Source organism: Streptomyces filamentosus, assembly GCF_014654895.1.
Lineage (GTDB): Bacteria > Actinomycetota > Actinomycetes > Streptomycetales > Streptomycetaceae > Streptomyces > Streptomyces filamentosus.
On record NZ_BNBE01000001.1, the window covers coordinates 518,754 to 535,839 of the forward strand.

15 protein-coding genes are annotated in these 17,086 nt (G+C 76.5%); 6 read left to right on the forward strand and 9 right to left on the reverse strand.

Features of this window, described 5'->3' with window-relative positions; translation table 11 throughout:
• The first annotated feature begins 54 nt into the window (after window positions 1-54).
• The gene (gene treY, locus IE326_RS02320; protein WP_229915175.1) at window positions 55-2,517 is read left to right on the forward strand and encodes a malto-oligosyltrehalose synthase; all 2,463 of its coding nucleotides are present in this window, start codon (window positions 55-57) and stop codon (window positions 2,515-2,517) included.
• A 68-nt stretch (window positions 2,518-2,585) separates the two neighbouring features.
• On the forward strand, window positions 2,586-2,810 hold the full coding sequence (locus IE326_RS02325) for a hypothetical protein (RefSeq protein ID WP_150235747.1): 225 nt from the start codon (window positions 2,586-2,588) through the stop codon (window positions 2,808-2,810).
• 94 nt (window positions 2,811-2,904) lie between these two features.
• On the opposite strand, the gene IE326_RS02330 is transcribed toward IE326_RS02325, so the two are convergent.
• The 3 genes from IE326_RS02330 to IE326_RS02340 form a co-directional block, all read right to left on the reverse strand.
• Entirely contained in the window at window positions 2,905-3,390 is a 486-nt protein-coding gene (locus IE326_RS02330; RefSeq protein ID WP_150235750.1) for a hypothetical protein, read from the reverse strand.
• A 90-nt stretch (window positions 3,391-3,480) separates the two neighbouring features.
• Window positions 3,481-4,548: a cytochrome P450 gene (locus IE326_RS02335; protein WP_150235751.1), complete on the reverse strand. Its 1,068-nt coding sequence runs from the start codon at window positions 4,546-4,548 to the stop codon at window positions 3,481-3,483.
• 208 nt (window positions 4,549-4,756) lie between these two features.
• Window positions 4,757-5,311 carry an FHA domain-containing protein gene (locus IE326_RS02340; RefSeq protein WP_150235753.1) on the reverse strand — a complete coding sequence of 185 codons (555 nt, stop codon included), beginning with the start codon at window positions 5,309-5,311 and terminating at the stop codon, window positions 4,757-4,759.
• 151 nt (window positions 5,312-5,462) lie between these two features.
• Between IE326_RS02340 and IE326_RS02345 the strand changes: the two genes are divergently transcribed.
• Window positions 5,463-6,431, forward strand: a complete 969-nt coding sequence (locus IE326_RS02345) for a GNAT family N-acetyltransferase (protein ID WP_190040684.1) — start codon at window positions 5,463-5,465, stop codon at window positions 6,429-6,431.
• A gap of 56 nt (window positions 6,432-6,487) precedes the next feature.
• On the forward strand, window positions 6,488-8,239 hold the full coding sequence (gene treZ, locus IE326_RS02350; protein ID WP_150235756.1) for a malto-oligosyltrehalose trehalohydrolase: 1,752 nt from the start codon (window positions 6,488-6,490) through the stop codon (window positions 8,237-8,239).
• 24 nt (window positions 8,240-8,263) lie between these two features.
• Here treZ and IE326_RS02355 read toward each other — a convergent pair whose 3' ends face one another.
• The 5 genes from IE326_RS02355 to IE326_RS02375 all read right to left on the reverse strand — a co-directional run bounded on the left by IE326_RS02355 (window position 8,264) and on the right by IE326_RS02375 (window position 13,312).
• Window positions 8,264-9,418 carry an aminopeptidase P family protein gene (locus IE326_RS02355; protein WP_190040685.1) on the reverse strand — a complete coding sequence of 385 codons (1,155 nt, stop codon included), beginning with the start codon at window positions 9,416-9,418 and terminating at the stop codon, window positions 8,264-8,266.
• Window positions 9,419-9,509: 91 nt separating this feature from the next.
• The gene (locus IE326_RS02360; protein ID WP_150235760.1) at window positions 9,510-10,469 is read right to left on the reverse strand and encodes a DUF1444 domain-containing protein; all 960 of its coding nucleotides are present in this window, start codon (window positions 10,467-10,469) and stop codon (window positions 9,510-9,512) included.
• Window positions 10,470-10,573: 104 nt separating this feature from the next.
• Window positions 10,574-11,113 carry a tetratricopeptide repeat protein gene (locus IE326_RS02365; RefSeq protein ID WP_150235762.1) on the reverse strand — a complete coding sequence of 180 codons (540 nt, stop codon included), beginning with the start codon at window positions 11,111-11,113 and terminating at the stop codon, window positions 10,574-10,576.
• Between the two features lie 386 nt (window positions 11,114-11,499).
• On the reverse strand, window positions 11,500-12,579 hold the full coding sequence (locus IE326_RS02370; protein ID WP_190040686.1) for a hypothetical protein: 1,080 nt from the start codon (window positions 12,577-12,579) through the stop codon (window positions 11,500-11,502).
• Between the two features lie 100 nt (window positions 12,580-12,679).
• Window positions 12,680-13,312, reverse strand: a complete 633-nt coding sequence (locus tag IE326_RS02375) for a nucleoside/nucleotide kinase family protein (RefSeq protein ID WP_373310152.1) — start codon at window positions 13,310-13,312, stop codon at window positions 12,680-12,682.
• A gap of 541 nt (window positions 13,313-13,853) precedes the next feature.
• Here IE326_RS02375 and IE326_RS02380 point away from each other — a divergent pair.
• Together IE326_RS02380 and fusA are read left to right on the forward strand one after the other, a co-directional pair.
• On the forward strand, window positions 13,854-14,321 hold the full coding sequence (locus IE326_RS02380; RefSeq protein WP_190040687.1) for a VOC family protein: 468 nt from the start codon (window positions 13,854-13,856) through the stop codon (window positions 14,319-14,321).
• A gap of 290 nt (window positions 14,322-14,611) precedes the next feature.
• Complete coding sequence (fusA, locus tag IE326_RS02385; RefSeq protein WP_150235769.1) at window positions 14,612-16,618, forward strand: elongation factor G; 2,007 nt, start codon at window positions 14,612-14,614, stop codon at window positions 16,616-16,618.
• Between the two features lie 25 nt (window positions 16,619-16,643).
• Here fusA and IE326_RS02390 read toward each other — a convergent pair whose 3' ends face one another.
• Entirely contained in the window at window positions 16,644-17,081 is a 438-nt protein-coding gene (locus tag IE326_RS02390) for an ATP-binding protein (RefSeq protein WP_190040688.1), read from the reverse strand.
• Window positions 17,082-17,086: the final 5 nt, after the last annotated feature.

Below are 17,086 nucleotides of genomic sequence, written 5' to 3' on the forward strand. Positions count from 1 at the left end.
ACGGGTGCATCGGCGGATGACACGGAAGCTCCCGTACGGGGTACGTACGTTCGCATGACGTCCAACCCGGTCCTTCCCCCCGCCTCCTCCGCCGTCATGCCCTCCGCGTCCCCCGCCGCCGCCCCCTCGGCCGCGCCCTCTCCCGCTCCGTCCGCGTCCCCCGCCGCCGCCCCTCCCCCGTACTCCCCCGCCGTCGTCCCCACCGCCACCTACCGGCTCCAGCTCCAGCCCGCCTTCCCCTTCGCCGCCGCCGAGCGGGTCGTGCCGCACCTCGCCGGGCTCGGGGTCTCGCACCTGCACCTCTCCCCCGTCCTGGAGGCGGTGCCGGGTTCCCTCCACGGGTACGACGTCACCGACCACCGGTCCGTGCGGGCGGAGCTGGGCGGCGAGGCGGGGCTGCGGGCGCTCGCCGCGACCGCCCGCGCGCACGGCCTCGGCCTGGTGGTGGACCTGGTGCCGAACCACATGGCGGCCTCGCCGCGCCACAACCACGCGCTGCGGGAGGTGCTGCGGGACGGCCCGGAGTCGCCGTACGCCCGCTGGTTCGACGTCGACCGGTCGGCCGGGGACGGCCGGATCCTGCTGCCGGTGCTGCCCGCACGGCTCTCCGAGGTGTGGGACCGGCTGCGGGTCGAGGACGGGGTGCTCCGCCTGGACGGGCAGGAGTTCCCCCTCCGGCCGGGGACCGAGCACCTGCCGCTCGACGCGCTCCTGGACGCCCAGTGGTACCGGCTCGGCTGGTGGCGGCTCGCCCGCACCGAGCTCGGCTACCGCCGCTTCTTCACCGTCTCGGACCTCATCGGGGTGCGGGTGGAGGACCCGGAGGTCTTCCGGGCGACCCACGCGAAGGTCCTGGAGCTGGTCGCCGACGGGGTCGTCGAGGGGCTGCGGATCGACCACCCGGACGGACTCGCCGACCCGCAGGGCTATCTGGAGCGGCTCGCGGCGGAGACCGGCGGCCGCTGCTGGACGGTGGTCGAGAAGATCCTCACCGGGGACGAGACCCTGCCGGAGTCCTGGCCGGTGGCCGGCACCACCGGCTACGACGCCCTGCGGCTGGTCGACGGCGTCCTCACCGACCCCGAGGGCGCCGCCGAACTCGCGGACGCCTACCGGGAGTTCACCGGACGGGCAGCGGACCGGGGCGGGGAGTGGGAGCAGACCGCCCGGCGCGCCGCGTACGAGGTGGTGCGGCACGACCTGGCGGCCGAGACGGCGGTCCTGACCCGGGCGGCGGTGCGGCTCTGCGCCGCCGATCCCGCGCTCCGGGACCACGCGCCCTGGGCGCTGCGGACGGCGATCGAGGAACTCCTCGTCCGCGTGCCGGTCTACCGGCCCTACCGGACCGACGCCGCACGGGTCCTCACCCCGGAGGCCGCCCGGGGCGCGCGGGCCGCCTTCGCGGTGCCGGAGGAGGCGGCCGCCGTGGACGCCGTCCGGGGGCTGGTCCTGGAGACGTCCGGCGACTCCCCCGAACACCGGGCGTTCCGGGCGCGGTTCGCGCAGACCTCCTCGGCGCTGCGCGCCAAGTCCACCGAGGACACCGCCTTCTACCGGTACGCCCCGCTGCTCTCGGCCAACGAGGTCGGCGGCGATCCGGGGAAACCCGCCGTCGGCGTGGGGGAGTTCCACGCGGCCTGCGCCCGGCTGGCCCGCGACTGGCCGGCCACGGGCACGGTCCTCACCACCCACGACACCAAGCGCAGCGCCGACGTGCGGGCGGCGATCGCGGTCCTCGCCCAGCGCCCGGCGGCGTGGACGGAGCTGCTGGCCGAGGCGTCGGCCGCCGTTCCGGCGCCGGACCCGCACCTGGCCTGGACGGCCTGGCAGACCGCCTTCGGCTTCGGGACGCCGGACCCGGAGCGGATCGGGCCCGCGGTGCTCAAGGCCGTGCGGGAGGAGGGGCTGCGGACCTCGTGGACCGAACAGGACCCGGCGTACGAGCGGGCGGTGGCCGAGTTCGCCGCGGCCGGTCCCGGCCGGGTGCCGTTGCGGTCGGCGTCCGGGGCCGCCTTCACGCTGGAGCCGCACGTCCGGGCGCACGCGGACGGCGCGGTCCTGGCGCAGCTGACGATGCCGGGCGTCCCGGAGCTGTACCAGCACACCGAGCGGGAGTACCGGGCGCTGGTCGACCCGGACAACCGGGCGCCGTACGAGCCCGGTCCGGACGACGACAGGACGGCGCTGGTGCGGGCCGCGCTGCGGCTGCGGCGCGAGCGTCCGGCGGCCTTCGGCCCCGGCTCCTCGTACGTCCCGCTGGCCGCCGGGGGCCCGGCCGCCGCGCACTGTCTCGCCTTCGCGCGCGGCGGGGAGGTGGTCACGGTGGTGACCCGGCTGTCGCTGCGGCTCGCGGAGGCGGGCGGCTGGCGGGACACCGAGCTGGTGCTGCCGGAGGGCCGCTGGGCCGATGTCCTCGACGGGGTGCGGGAGTTCACCGGAGGGGCGGCGAGCGAGCTCAAACTGGCGGAGCTGCTGGCGGACCGGCCGGTCGCCCTCCTCGCACGGCTCGACGGCTGACCCCATACTGGGCGGACGGATGGGCGGGCGGGCGGGCGACGGAAGTCCGTCCGGCGGAAGGGGGGGCGATGTTCCTGCTGGTGCTGTTCGGCGGTCTGGGGGGCCTGGTCGCGCTGATGGCGGTGGTGCTGTGGCGGCGGGACCGGAGGCGGAACCGCACCGAGAGCTTCGAGGGCCTGCGCATCGAGGAGCAGGCGCGTCTCCAGGCCGCCCAGGACCGGGTGTCGTACCACTCCCGCGCGGTGCACAACGGGCCGCCGACCCACAGCGACGCCTACCAGCGGCGGCGCTGAGGGCCGGGGCGCGGAGGCCGCGCGCACCGGCGGGCCGCCGGGCCCGCCGGTGCGCGTCGGATCCGGCCGGTACGCGTGAGCCGGCCCGCGCGCGTCAGAGCCGGCCGGCGCGCGTGACCTCGCACTCGGTGTACTCGGAGCCGTCGCCGGTGCCCGGGTAGGGGGTGCTCAGCTCGGCGCTCGCGGAGGCGCCGGCGGCGACCGCGATGCCGGTCTTCACGGCGGTCGCCGGGACGGCGGTGGCTGCGGTGCCGGTGAACTTCATGGTGACGGAGTAGTCGTAGTCGAGCGCGCCGTCGTTCTTGACCGTGATGCGGGCGGTGAGGCTCTTGGTCGCCGCGTCGTAGGCGCACTTGTCGATGGTCACGTCGCGGACGGCGGCGTTGCCGCTGCTGCCGCCGCCGGAGACGGAGGAGCCGGAGGAGTTGTCGTCGTCGCTGTGGTGGGTGCTGCCGCCCGAGCTGGAACTGGAGCCGGAGCTCGATCCGGAGCAGCTGCCGCCGTGCGAACCGCGGGCACCGGTGAGGGCGAGGACGGCGATGCCGAAGACGGCGATCGCGCGGGCATGACGAATCTTCACTTGTTGTGTTCCCCGTTGGAAGTGGTTCATCAGAAGGGCTCGTTTGACGAGCGCACGTCACCCTAGCAGCGGGGGCGGAGGGGTCGGGAATCAGCCGTTCGGCCGGACGACGAGGGTGCGGGGGGCCCGGGTGATGAGTCCGGCGGGCGCCGGGCGGAAGCCGTCGGCCAGCCGCAGCCGGGGCATCGCCCCGAAGAGGGCCCGCAGCGCGTACTCCGCCTCCAGGCCGGCCAGGAGCACCGCCGGGCAGAAGCCCTCGCCGTAGGTGAGCTGGCCCGGGTCGTCGCGCAGCGGGTCGAAGCGGTCCGGTTCGCGGAACCGCTCCGGGTCCCGTCCGGCCGCCCCGATCAGCAGCGCGACGGAGGAGCCGCCCGGCAGGATCCCGCCGCTGACCCGCACGTCCTCCCGGGTGCGGCGGACGGCGATCTGCACCGGCGGGTCGCGGCGCAGCGACTCCGCCCACGCGCGGGCCACCAGGCCCGACGGGGCGTCGCGCAGGGCGGCGACCTGGTCGGGGTCGGCGAGGACGTTGCCGAGGAAGGAGGCCAGCGCCTTCTCCCGTACGGCGATCTGGCCGCCGCACTCCCCCGCGAGCGCGGTCGCGGCCCGGCCCCTGACCAGCCGCATCATGTCCCGGTAGGGCACGCCGACGGCGGCGGCGACGGTCCCGGCGGGCAGCCAGTGGCAGAAGTCGGCCACCAGGTCGGCCTGCGGACGGCCGGCGATCCGGCGGGCCAGGACGTACGCGGTGCGCGCCACGACGGCCCGCAGCTCGGCCGGGTCCACCTCGGTGTGGGTGCGGGCGCACGCCGGGTCGCCGGGCCGGTGCCCGTGGCTGAAGCGGGGGTCGGTGAGGGCGGTCGCCACGTCCGCGTACCGGCTGAGCACCCAGGCGCGCAGCAGCGGGTCGTAGGTGAGCGGGAAGTCCTCGCGCAGCCTGCGGTGCACGGGGTGCGGGTCGAGGGCGGCGCCGGGGTCCAGCGGGCTGGGGGCGACCGTCCGCCCGCCGGGCGGGACGTCGCTCCCGGCGGCCGGGTCGGCGACGGCCCGCACCCGTCCCGGCGCGGTGGTCCGCCCCGCGGGCGTCATGGCGGGCAGCCGCCGCCAGGGGTCGTCCCCCGCGCCGCGCCCCGCCCGGCGATCCGGCTCGTCACGCATCACGCCCCCTGTCGTCCGACCGGTACGGCCCTGCCACGGCCACCGGGAGGCGACGCGCGTCCCCCCACCTCATCACCGGTGGCCCCGCACCGCCCGCCCCGTACGGCCGAACGGGTGAGAGAGGGCCGCGCTGACCTCGGCGGACCCGTCCCGCGAGGGGGCCGGCCCGCCGGGAGGAGGGGGATCGGGGTCCGCCCGGAGGAGGGGGTCAGTCCGCCGAGAGCCGGAAGGTCGTCTCGCCGAAGCCGACGACGTCGCCGGCGCGCACCACGACCGCGCCGACGACGCGGCGGCCGTTGACGGTGGTGCCGTTGGTGGAGCCGAGGTCGCGGAGGATCCACAGCCCGTCCTGGAGGGAGAGCTCGGCGTGCAGGCGGGAGGCGGTCTCGTGGGTGAGGCGCAGGCCGTTGGCCGGGTCGCGGCCGATGCGGAGGGGGTACGGGCCCGGCTGCGGCAGCAGCAGCTTCGGCAGGCGTTCGGCGTGCCAGGCCCGGCCGACGCGCGCGGTGAACGCCGACATCCGCTCGACCGCGCCCACCACCCGCCGGGTCCAGGTGCCCTCGCTGCGCAGGTCGGCGGTGAGGAGGGCGAGTTCGTCGGGGCGGCGGGCCGCCAGGGCCCGTTCCATGCGGAAGAGGAAGGTGTCGTGCGAGAGACGGCCCTGCGCCGCGCCTTCCCTGAGCAGGCCCAGCGCGCGGTCCCGGTCGGCGTCGGTCAGCCGGGGGGAGTGCGCCGGGGGCTCGTAAGGGTAAGGGGTCGTCACCCCGCGATTGTCCGGGTGTCCGGGCCGGGCTGTCCAGGAGTCCCCCGTCGCCGGGGCGTACCGACTCCGCCACAAAACCCGGTGCCCACCTGGCGGAACGGCTGTTACGGTCTGCGGGCTCCGACCGACGACCCCTTGGGGGACCTTCCGCATGACCGACGGCCTCGTCGTCCGCCCGCTCGCCGGGCCCGGGGAACTGGACCTCTTCCTCGGCCTCACGTACACGCTCGACCACGAACTCGCCGACGACCTCGCCGCGGGCCGCCGCCGCCCGGAGTGGCTGTGGGTGGCCGTCCGCGACGGCCGGCTGCTCGGCCGGATCGCCTGGTGGACCAGGGAGGGCGGGGAGGCGCCGCTCGTCCTCGACTTCTTCGACCTCGATCCGGAGCTGCCCGCCGAGCAGGCCGCCGGGGTGGGCCGGCGGCTGCTGGCCGACGCCCTGGCCGCCGTCGTGCCGGCGGGCGCCGTGCCCCCGGAGTACACCCGCTACCTGCCCGCCGACTGGCGCGAGGTCCCGGAGACCCGCGAGCGGGTCGAGCTGCTCTTCTCCCTGCTGGACGAGACGGGCGCCCGGCCGCTGGTCGAGCGGCTGCGCCTGGAGTGGCTGCCGGGCACCCCGGTGGCGGAGCCCACCGGGCGGCTGGCCTTCCGGCCGGTGCGGGACCGCGAGGATCTGCTCGCGCTGATGACGCCGGTGATGGAGGGCACGCTCGACGCGCACGGGCGGGCCGGCCTGGCCGGGGGGCTGACGCCGAGGGAGGCCGCCGAGCGGCACTACGACGAGGAGTTCCCCCACCACCGCTCGCCGCGCGCGTGGTGGCGGGTGGCGGAACTGCCGGACACCGGCGAGCCGGTCGGCTTCGTGGTCCCAGCGCGCAACGCCTACAACCCGATCATCGCCTACCTCGGCGTGCTCCCCGTCCACCGGGGCCGGGGGTACGTCGACGAGATCCTCGCCGAGGGCACCCGGATCCTCGCGGCGGCCGGGGTGCCGCGCGTCCGCGCCGCCACCGACCTGGGGAACGTCCCGATGGCGGCGGCCTTCGCCCGCGCCGGGTACGTGAACTTCCAGCGCCAGGTGGACCGGGTGTGGGACGCGCCGGGCGCGTCGCGGTCCTGACTGCCAGGATGGGACCGAGGTAGCCGATCGTACCGACGCATGCGAGGGGATCCGCCGTGCTCTTCGAGGTGTGGGCGCCGCACGCCCGCGACCGGGTGACGCTGGAACTGAACGGCACCGGGCACCCGCTGGACCGGGACCCCCTGAGGGACGGCTGGTGGACCGGTACCGTGCCGGCCGCCGACGGCGACCGGTACGGCTTCCGCCTCGACGACGGGCCGGTGCTGCCCGACCCGCGGAGCCGCAGGCTGCCGGACGGGCCGGACGGGCTCAGCGCCGTCGTGGACCACGAGGCCCACGTCTGGCGGCACGAGCCGCCCCGGCTGCGGCTGCGCGGCGCGGTCCTCTACGAGCTCCACGTCGGCACCTTCACCCCGGAGGGCACCCTCGACGCGGCGACCGCCCGGCTCGGGGAGCTCGCCGGGCTCGGCATCACCCATGTGGAGCTGATGCCGCTGTGCCCGTTCCCCGGGACGCACGGCTGGGGGTACGACGGGGTGGCGCCGTGGGCGGTGCACGAGCCGTACGGCGGTCCGGCGGCGCTGAAGCGGTTCACGGACGCCGCCCACGGCCTCGGCATGGGCGTGGTCCTCGACGTGGTCCACAACCACCTGGGCCCGTCGGGGAACCACCTCCCCCGTTTCGGGCCGTACTTCACCGACACCCACCACACGCCGTGGGGCGCGGCGGTGAACCTGGACGCGCCCGGTTCGGACGAGGTGCGGGCGTACTTCCTGGGCAGCGCGCTCTCCTGGCTGCGGGACTACCGGATCGACGGGCTGCGGCTCGACGCCGTCCACGCGCTCGCCGACGACCGGGCCCTCACCTTCCTGGAGGAACTGTCGGCCGCCGTCGACGAGTTGGCGAAGGAGCAGGGCCGCCAGCACTTCCTGATCGCCGAGTCCGACCTGGCCGACCCTCGTTCCACCGCTCCGCGCGCGCTCGGCGGCCTCGGCCTGCACGCCCAGTGGAACGACGACTTCCACCACGCCCTGCACACCGCCCTGACCGGTGAGTCCCAGGGCTACTACGCGGACTTCGCGCGCGCCCCGATGGCGGCGCTCGCCAAGACCCTCACCCGGGTCTTCTTCCACGACGGCACCTGGTCGTCCTTCCGGGGCCGCCACCACGGCCGTCCGGTCGACCGGGAGCGCACCCCCGCCCACCGCTTCCTGGGCTACGCCCAGACCCACGACCAGATCGGCAACCGCGCGCTGGGCGACCGCCTCTCGGCCTCCCTCTCCCCCGGTCTGCTGGCCTGCGCGGCGGCCCTCGTCCTCACCGGCCCCTCGGTGCCGATGCTCTTCATGGGCGAGGAGTGGGGGGCCCGGACGCCCTGGCAGTACTTCACCGACCACCCCGACCCGGAGCTGGCGGAGGCCGTGCGGCGGGGCAGGCGGCGGGAGTTCGCGGCGCACGGCTGGGACGAGGACGAGGTGCCCGACCCGCAGGACCCGGCGACCCGGGACCGCTCGGTCCTGGACCGGTCGGAGCGGGAGCGCGACCCGCACCGCCGGATCCTGGCCTGGCACCGGGAGCTGATCGCCCTGCGCCGCACCCTGCCGGACCTGACCGACCCGGACCTGGCCGGGGTGCGGGTGGCCTTCGACGAGGAGGCCCGCTGGCTGGTCTTCCGGCGCGGGGACCTGCGGGTGGCGGTCAATCTGGGCGCGGAGCCCGCGGTGATCCCGCTGGGCTCCAACGGCCGGGACCGGGTCCTCGCCGCCTGGGAGCCCACCGAGGCCCCCGGCCGGGACGGGGTGCTGCGCCTGGGCGGCGAGTCCGCGGTGCTCCTCGCGGACGGCTGACCCGGGGGCCTTGATCCGAGGGGGTCACTCGACGACGGCCATCTCGTGCGGGGTGCCGTTGAAGCGGTGGCCGGTGCCGTCCTCCGTCATCGTCACGATGTCCTCGATGCGGACGCCGAAGCGGCCGGGGAGGTAGACGCCGGGTTCGACGGAGAAGCACATGCCGGGCACGACGGGCTTCTCCTCGCCCTCGATCATGTAGGGCGGTTCGTGGGTGGTGACGCCGATGCCGTGGCCGGTGCGGTGGATGAAGTACTCGCCGTACCCGGCGTCCGTGATGACCTTGCGGGCCGCCCGGTCCACGTCCTGGCAGGCGATGCCGGGCTTCACCGCCTCGAAGCCGGCCTGCTGGGCCTCGCGGACGACGTCGTGGACGCGGCGCTCCTCGTCGGTCGGCGGGCCGACGTGGACGGTGCGGGTGGTGTCGGAGCCGTAGCCGTGCTTGAGGCCGCCGAAGTCGAGGACGACCATGTCGCCGCGCTCGATGACCCGCTCGCCGGCCTCGTGGTGCGGGTTGGCGCCGTTGGGCCCGGAGCCGACGACGGTGAAGTCGACCTGGGAGTGGCCGAATTCGAGGAGCAGCCGGGCGAGGTCGGCGGCCACCTCGGTCTCCCGGCGGCCCTCGAAGCGGACCTTCAGGATCTCCCCGTACGCCCGGTCGGCGGCGGCGCCCGCGGCGGCGATCCGGGACAGCTCGTGGGCGTCCTTCACGGCCCGCAGCATCGGCAGGGCCTCGGTGAGGGAGGCGTACGAGGTGGACGGCACGGCCTGCTGGAGGCCGAGGAGGTGCATGGCCCAGGCGTTGTCGCTGATGCCGAAGCGGCCGTCGGCGTCGAGGAGGGGCGCGGTGACGGCGTACGGGTCCTTGCCGTCCGTCCAGTCGCGGAGGGTCAGCGCGGGCGCGCCCACGGCCTTCTCCGCGTCGGGCGCCTCCAGGGTGGGGACGACGAGGACGGGGTCCTGGCCGGGGGCGAGGACGAGGAGGGTGAGCCGCTCGGTGATCGCGGTGGGCTGGTAGCCGGTGAGGTAGACGAGGTCGGGGCCGGGGGCGACGAGGATCCCGGCGAGTCCGGCGTCGGCGGCGGAGGCGGCGGCCCGGTCCATCCGCGCCCGGTAGTCGTCGGCGGTGAAGGGGGCGGGGGCGTCGTCGCCGGCGGCTGCGGCGGGGGTGCTCGGCATGGGGTCTCCTTCGCTGCGGTCTTCACCGGCGTGACGGTCTTCACCGGCATCCTGCCCGCAGGGCCGGGCCGCCGCGACCGCGCGGGGCGGTTCAGCGGGGTCCGGGGCCCTGGGCGATCAGCCGTTCCAGGAGCTCCTGGAAGTCGTCGCCGACGACGATCCGCAGTTCGCCGCCCTCCTCGTCGTGCTCGCTGAGCTGGGTGAGGGTGCCGCCCCGCCACCAGAAGACGTACGGGCTGATGGCTCCCGGCGTGTCCTCGTACTCGGCGGCGGCGAAGGAGGCCATCGCGCCGAGCGCCGGGATGATGGAGGTGTCCCGGATGGGGTGGAAGGCGATCTGGTGCCGGAAGGGCAGGGCGACCAGGGCGCCGTGCTCGCCGAGCGGGAAGCCGGTGACCCGCTGGGCCAGGGCGTCGAGGTCGAGGACCCGGCTGGCGGTGTAGAAGGAGTCGCCGAGGACGACCTCGAAGGACATGCCGTCGGCGTCCCGGACGGTCTCGTGCTCCTCCACGGGCAGGCCCCGCAGGTTCTTCAGGGCGCGGGCCCGCAGCTGGGCGGGGTCGCCGAGCCGGTCGAGGGCGTCGTCGGTGAGCATCATGACGCTCTCCGGCAGGTCGAGCGCCAGCACCTCGTACAGTCCGGGGGCGACCGTCCGGGCGTAGCCGAAGGCGTCGGGGTCGATGCCCTCGCCGTTGACGACCCGGGGGTAGAGCTGGGCGCGGATCTGTTCGGGCGGCAGCGTGTCGAGGGCCGAGGGGCCGTCCAGGGTCCGCACCACGAGGGAGACGTGACGGCGGATCAGGTCGGGCCAGACGCGGATGCCGCGCCGGTCGCGGTGGCAGACGGCGGCGAGGTTGCCGAGGCCGAAGCGGCGCTGCTGGTCGTCCACGACGGAGGCGGCGTAGACGGTGACCTCCAGGCCGAGTTCGGCGAACGCCTCGCGGACCGTGGCCCGGAAGAGCGCGGCCTCGCGCTCGGAGAAGTACGCGAACTCCGGGTCGCGCGGCGCGTCCTCGCCGTCCCGCCTGGGTCTTCTGCGCAGCCACCCCACGTCTGGCCCGCCCTTCCGTCGCCGTTGCGTTCAGCGTAGCGAGTGGGACGGGAGGCCCACCGGCCCACCCGCGAAGTCGGGTCGATCACGCCGGCCGGGGGCCGTCAGGAGCCGTCGGGGGCGGTGAGGAGGGCGCGGGCGTAGTGCGCGAGGGAGCGGTTGTAGCGGGGCAGCAGCGGGGCGAGGGCGCCGAGGGCGAGCGAGGCTGCCTCCCGGTCGCGGCCGGTGTCGGCGAGCGCGAGGGCGAGGAAGGCGTCGACGGCGGGCGCGAGGGCCCGCTCGTCGGCGTCGAGCCGGTCGGCGGGCAGGTCCCGTTCGGCGGTGAGGAGTTCCACGCTGCGGTCCGGGCGGCCGAGGTTGCGCAGGCTGCTGGCCAGCTGGATGACGGCCCGGCGGCGGCGCAGTCCGGTCAGGCCGAGGTCGAGGGCGCGGCGGTAGTAGGCGACGGCCTCCTGCGGCAGCCCGGTGGAGTCGTGCGCGGCGCCCCGCTCGAAGAGGGCGGCGGCGTCGTCCCCGCCCCGTTCGGCGGCGAGCCGGTCGATCCGGTCCCGGAACTCCTCGGGCCCGTACGCGTCGAGCTCCTCCCAGAGGGCGGCGATCCGCTCCTCCCAGCCGGCGTCCGCGCCGTGTCCTTCGTGGTCCATGACGTCACCCTACTCAGGGGGCGGCGCCGCCCCCTGGTGGTGGCGCCGCCGGGGGTCCCGCGCCGTACGGAGGGAGCCCCGGGCGGGGGGAGCCCCGGGCGGGGGGAGCCCCGGGCGGGGGGAGCCCCGGGCGGGGGGAGCCCCGGGCGGGGGGAGCCCCGGGCGGGGGGAGCCCCGGGCGGGGGGAGCCCCGGGCGGGGGGAGCCCCGGGCGGGGGGAGCCCTGGGCGGGGGGAGCCCCGGGCGGGGGGAGCCCTGGGCGGGGGGAGCCCCGGGCGGGGGGAGCCCCGGGTCGAAAGGAGCCCCGTGCCGCGCGGACCCCTTTCCGGAAGGGGCTCCCTGCCCGAAAGGGGTCCGCGCGGAAGGGCTCCCTGCCGGAAGGGGATCTCAGTCGCCGCCCCCGCCCCCGCCGCCGTCTCCGCCGCCCCCGCCGTCTCCGCCTCCGCCGTCACCGCCGCCGGAGTCGCCGCCGTCGCCGCCGTCCGAGCCCCAGCCGTCCCCGCCGCCGGACTCGTTGTCGGCGCTGCTCGTGCCGAGGTTGCTGAACCACGGGCGGGCCCAGTCGAAGTCCACGGCGGCCGGTTCGAAGCCCTCCCTGGGGCGCCACTGGGAGGGGAAGCGGGCGGAGCCCGTGGTGTCGCCGAGGCCGAAGGCGGCGGCGAAGGCGTGGGCCATGACCGCGTCCAGCGGGTCGGAGGTCTCGTGGCTGACGGGCCCGAGCGGCATCAGCAGGGTCGTGGGCCGGGAGCGCCGGGGCGCCGGCCGGGACAGCAGGGCGACGCGCCGGCCGTCGCGCAGCAGCCAGGAGCTGGTCGCGCCGGCCCGCCGCAGTTCCCACAGCTGCCCGGGGAGTTCGGCCTCCACGACGCTCTTGGACTTCCGCAGCTTCTTCCGGGTGAGGCGCACGTCGGCGGCGGCGTCGCCGACGGTGAGCGTCAGGCCCCGGGACGGGTGGGGCTCCTCGTGGTGGAAGCCGAGCGGGGCGCGGAGGCGGACGACGGGGGCGTGCGGCCCCCAGACGTCCACGCGGACGAGCCGCCGGTCCACGGCGACGGTGACCTGCCCGGCGGGGCCGGGGGCGTGGCGGCGCGCCATCCACAGCGGCACGCCCTCGGTGCGGGCCCGGTGGCCCAGTTCGGTGACCCGGTCCGGGCCGCCGCTCAGCCGGACCGCGAGCCCTCCGAGCGCCGCGGCGAAGTCGGCGGCGCGGCGGACCTTGAGCGGGACGCTGGTGCCGGTGACGCGGACGAGCGGCACGACGCCGGGGCCCTGCGGCAGCCGGTCCAGGGAGCGTTCGGACCCGCCGCCGCCGAGCCACTGCCCCCGCTGGTACGCCTCGGCCGTCGCGGCCAGGTTGAGTTCGCCGAGCGGGGTGTGGGCCCCGCCCCGGTGGACGCCGTCGCCGGTCAGCCGGACCGTCCGGGCCATCGGGTTCCAGGACTGTTCCTCGTACAGGACTTCGCTCACGGTTTCCCCCCTGTCGTTGCCGTTCCGGACATGGTGACGGAACATCGCGCGGGGGTGGTAGCCGCCGTCGCCGGGCCGGCACGAGGTCGCCACGAGGTCGCTACGCGTTCACGACGAGATCCGCACGCCCGCGGGCCGCGGCGATCAGCCGGGCGTTGGCCTCGTCGGAGCGGGCGACCCAGCGCGCGGCCTCTTCGGGGTCCTTGCCGAAGCGGACGTGCCGGGCCACGAGCCGGGGGACGCGGACGGCGTCGGGGAGGTCGAGGTACCAGGTCTCGTCGAGGAGGGGCCGGACCTCCGCCCAGGGCCCGTCGTCGTGGAGGAGGTAGTTGCCCTCGGTGACGACGAGGGGCACCTCGGGCGGCACGGGCACGGAGCCGGCGACGGGCTCCTCCAGGGCGCGGTCGAAGGCGGGGGCGTAGACGACGGTGCCGGGGCGCGGGGCCCGGAGCCGGGCGAGCAGGGCGGCGTACCCGGCGGCGTCGAAGGTGTCGGGCGCGCCCTTGCGCCCGGCCCGCCCGAGCCGGGCCAGTTCGGCGCCGGCGAGGTGGAAGCCGTCCATGGGCACGAGCACCGCGAGCCCGTCGAGCCGCTCGACGATCCGCCCCGCGAGCGTCGACTTCCCCGCCCCCGGCGCCCCCGCGATCCCCAGGATCCGCCGCCCCCCGGCCCGCGCGAGCCCCCGGGCGCGGCCGACCAGCCTCTCGAACTCCGGCACGTCCATACGAGGCATTCTCCCCGACGGAGGAACGCCCCGGGGAGCGGCCGGGAACCGGCGGGGAGCCGGGCGAGGGGCTCGGGACGGTGCCCCCGGTGGAGGCGGGGGGCCGGGCGAGGACCGGGCAAGAGCCGGGCGAGAGCCGAGCGAGGACCGAGCGAGAGCCGAGCGAGAGCCGGGCGAGGACCGGGCGAGAGCCGGGCGAGGACCGGGCGAGAGCCGAGCGAGGACCGGGCGAGAGCCGCCCCGGGACCGACCAGGAGACCGACCAGGAGACTGGGCAGGGATCGGCAGGGACCCCCGACAGGGGTCCGTCCCAGGACCGTCCCGGGGGGGCAGCCCCGGGCCCCTCCCGGGCTGCCCCCAGGAGCCCCCGGCCCCCCACCGGGGACACCGTCCCGAGCCCCCGCGCGCCCCTCGTACGACCCCTCCCCCTCCCCTCGCCCGTCCCCGCCCCGACCCTCGTGCCGACCCTCGGCGGGTCGAGGGTCGGGGCGGGCGGCGCGCGGGTCGACGCGGGTAGGTGGGTGCCCTTTCCGCGTATTACGTTGGGGTAATGCCGTCCATCGCACTCGTCACGCTCGTCGTCCGTGATTACGACGAGGCCCTCGCCTTCTACACCGACGCCCTCGGCTTCGACCTCGTCGAGGACACCGACCGGGGCAACGGCACCCGCTGGGTCGTCGTCCGCCCGCGCGGCGCCGGGGGCGTCGGCGGGATCGGGAACGCCGGGCTGCTGCTCGCCCGCGCCAAGAACGAGGAGGAGCAGGCCGCGGTCGGGAACCAGACCGGCGGCCGGGTCGGCTTCTTCCTCCACACCGACGACTTCGCCGGCGACCACGAGCGGATGTCGGCCGCCGGGGTGAAGTTCCTGGAGGAGCCCCGGCACGAGCCGTACGGCTCCGTCGCCGTCTTCGAGGACCTGTACGGCAACCGCTGGGACCTGCTCCAGCCGGCGGAGCCCGCCGCGGACACCACCGAAGGCACCGGCACCGTCCCGGACATCGCCGCGGACGCCGCCTGAAATTCGCTGTCGGCCGGGCGGGGCGGCTCCCTAGACTCGCGGCACCGCGCACCACCGGGTGTGCGGTGCCGTTTCCGTACCCGCCCGAACCGCCCGAGGGGAGCCGACCGTGCGTCACCACCGCGCCGCCGTCGCCGTCCTCCCCCGCGTCCGCCGGTACGACGTGATCCTCGCCTCTCCCGCCTGCCGGTGACGGCTGCGCGCCCGTCACCGCAGGCCCGCCCGCGCGTCCGCGCGTCCGGGAATCGCGCTGCCCCGTGTCCTCACACAGCAGCGAAAGGCACGACATCGTGCGCACCGTCCGACCCACCGACCGCGTCCGCAACCTCGGCATCCTCGCCCACGTCGACGCGGGCAAGACCACCGTCACCGAGCGGATCCTGTTCCTGACCGGCGCCGTCCACAAGCGGGGCGAGGTCCACGACGGCACGACCGTCACCGACTTCGACCCGCAGGAGCGGGAGCGCGGCATCACGATCTCCTCCGCCGCCGTCACCTGCGCGTGGGCGGACCACCGGCTCACCCTCATCGACACGCCCGGCCACGTCGACTTCTCCGACGAGGTCGAGCGCGCGCTCCGCGTCCTCGACGGCGCCGTGGCCGTCTTCGACGCGGTCGCGGGCGTCGAGCCGCAGAGCGAGACGGTGTGGCGGCAGGCCGACCGGCACGGCGTGCCCCGGATCGCGTTCGTCAACAAGATGGACCGGCCGGGCGCCGACCTGGACGCGGCCGTCGCCTCGATCCGCTCCCGCCTCGGCGCCGCCGCGCTCCCCGTCCAGCTGCCCGTGGGCCGCGAGGACGGCTTCCGCGGGGTGGTGGACCTGGTCCGCATGCGGGCGTACGTGTGGGACGACGGCGGCCTCGCCGAGACCGGCGTCCCCCCGGGGCTCCGGGACGAGGCGGTACGCCGCAGGCGCGCCCTGGAGGAGGCCGTGGCCGAGCTGCACCCCGGCTCCCTGGAGGAGTTCTGCGCGACGGACGCCCTCGCGGACGGGACGCTCGCCGGGGCCCTGCGCGCGCTGACCCTGGCGGGCTCGGCCGTCGTGGTGCTGTGCGGTTCGGCGTACCGCGACCGGGGCGTGGAGCCGCTCCTCGACGCGGTCGTCGCCTATCTGCCCTCCCCGCTCGACCGGCCGCCGGTCGGCGGCGGCGAGCGGCCGGCCGATCCGCACGCGCCGCTGGTGGCGCTCGCGTTCAAGGTGAACGCGGCGCCGACCGGACGCATGACCCACGTCCGCGTCTACTCGGGAACGCTCGGGAAGGGGGACACCGTGCTCGACACCGCGACCGGCCGGACGGAGCGGATCTCCCGCGTGCTGCGGGTGCAGGCCGACCGGACGGACGAGCTGCCCGGCGCCCTCGCCGGGGAGATCGTCGCCGTCGTCGGCCCGAAGGCCGTCCGCGCCGGGGCCACCCTGTGTCCCCCGGACGCGCAGGTGGTCCTCGAACCGCCCGTGACCGCCGACCCGGTGGTCTCGGTGGCCGTGGAGGCCCGCCTCGGCACGGACACCGGCCGGCTGGCGGCGGCCCTCGCCCGGCTCGCCGAGGAGGATCCGTCGCTGGTGGTGCGGACCGACCCGGAGACGGGCCAGACCGTCCTGTCGGGCCTCGGCGAGCTGCACCTGGAGGTCGCGGTGGAGCGGCTGCGCCGCGACCGGGGCCTGGAGGTGACGGTGGGCCGCCCGCAGGTGGCGTACCGGGAGACGGTGCTGAAGGGGGTGACGGGGCTGGTGCACCGGCACGTCAAACAGGACGGCGGCGCGGGCCAGTTCGCCCACGTCGTCCTCGACGTCGGGCCGTCGCCGGACGGGGAGGAGTTCGCCTTCTCCTCGACGGTCACCGGCGGGCGGGTGCCGCAGGAGTACGTCCGGGCGGTCGAGGCCGGCTGCCGGGACGCGCTCGGCGACGGCCCGCTCGGCGGGCACCCGGTGACGGGCGTCCGCGTCACGCTCACGGACGGCGCCACGCACCCGAAGGACTCGTCCGAGCTCGCCTTCCGCACGGCCGGCCGCTTCGCACTGCGCGAGGCGCTCCGGGCGAGCGCCATGGCGCTGCTCGAACCGGTCGCCGAGGTGACCGTCACCGTCCCCGCCGAGTCGGTCGGCGCCGTCCTCGGCGACCTCGCGGCCCGCCGGGGCAGGGTGACGGACTCGCAGGTCAGGGGCGGTACGTCGGTGGTGACGGCGACGGTCCCGCTGGCCGAGCTCTTCGGCTACGCGACCCGCCTGCGCGGCCGCACCCAGGGCCGGGGCACCTTCACCACCCGCCCCGCCGGTTACGAGCCCCTGACCGGCTGAGCCGGACGGCGGGCCGGGCCGGACCTCATGTCTTGAGGTCCAGCTCGGCCCGCACCGTCTTCCCCACCGGCACCCGGTCGAACACCTCCCACCGCGAGGCCAGCGCCCCCACGAGGAGCAGCCCCCGCCCGCCCTCGTCCAGCGGCCCCGGCACCCCAGGCTCCGGCCGGCACTCGCCCCGCGTGTCGGAGACGTCGATCCGCAGCAGGATCCGGGGCACGTACAGCAGCGCCAGCTCGCAGTCGCGCCCCGGCACCCGCCCGTGCGTGACCGCGTTCGCGGCCAGCTCGGCGGTCAGGAGCCCCGCCGTGTCGGACAGCTCCGCGCCGTACGGCACGCCCCACTGGTGGAGCTGGAGGAGGGTGAGCCTGCGGGCGAGGCGGGCGCCGCGCGGGGTGGAGCTGAAGCGCTGCGCGAACATACGTACGGTGACGGGCTGTTTGCGCGCGAGGGGAGTCGTCATATGGC

Coding starts and splice junctions, on each gene's coding strand:
- IE326_RS02325 (WP_150235747.1), top strand. CDS start 2,586: ATGTTCCTGCTGGTGCTGTTCGGCGGTCTGGGGGGCCTGGTCGCGCTG.
- IE326_RS02375 (WP_373310152.1), bottom strand. CDS start 13,312: ATGCCTCGTATGGACGTGCCGGAGTTCGAGAGGCTGGTCGGCCGCGCC.
- IE326_RS02365 (WP_150235762.1), bottom strand. CDS start 11,113: ATGGACCACGAAGGACACGGCGCGGACGCCGGCTGGGAGGAGCGGATC.
- treY (WP_229915175.1), top strand. CDS start 55: ATGACGTCCAACCCGGTCCTTCCCCCCGCCTCCTCCGCCGTCATGCCC.
- IE326_RS02345 (WP_190040684.1), top strand. CDS start 5,463: ATGACCGACGGCCTCGTCGTCCGCCCGCTCGCCGGGCCCGGGGAACTG.
- IE326_RS02380 (WP_190040687.1), top strand. CDS start 13,854: ATGCCGTCCATCGCACTCGTCACGCTCGTCGTCCGTGATTACGACGAG.
- IE326_RS02335 (WP_150235751.1), bottom strand. CDS start 4,548: ATGCGTGACGAGCCGGATCGCCGGGCGGGGCGCGGCGCGGGGGACGAC.
- IE326_RS02355 (WP_190040685.1), bottom strand. CDS start 9,418: ATGCCGAGCACCCCCGCCGCAGCCGCCGGCGACGACGCCCCCGCCCCC.
- IE326_RS02390 (WP_190040688.1), bottom strand. CDS start 17,081: ATGACGACTCCCCTCGCGCGCAAACAGCCCGTCACCGTACGTATGTTC.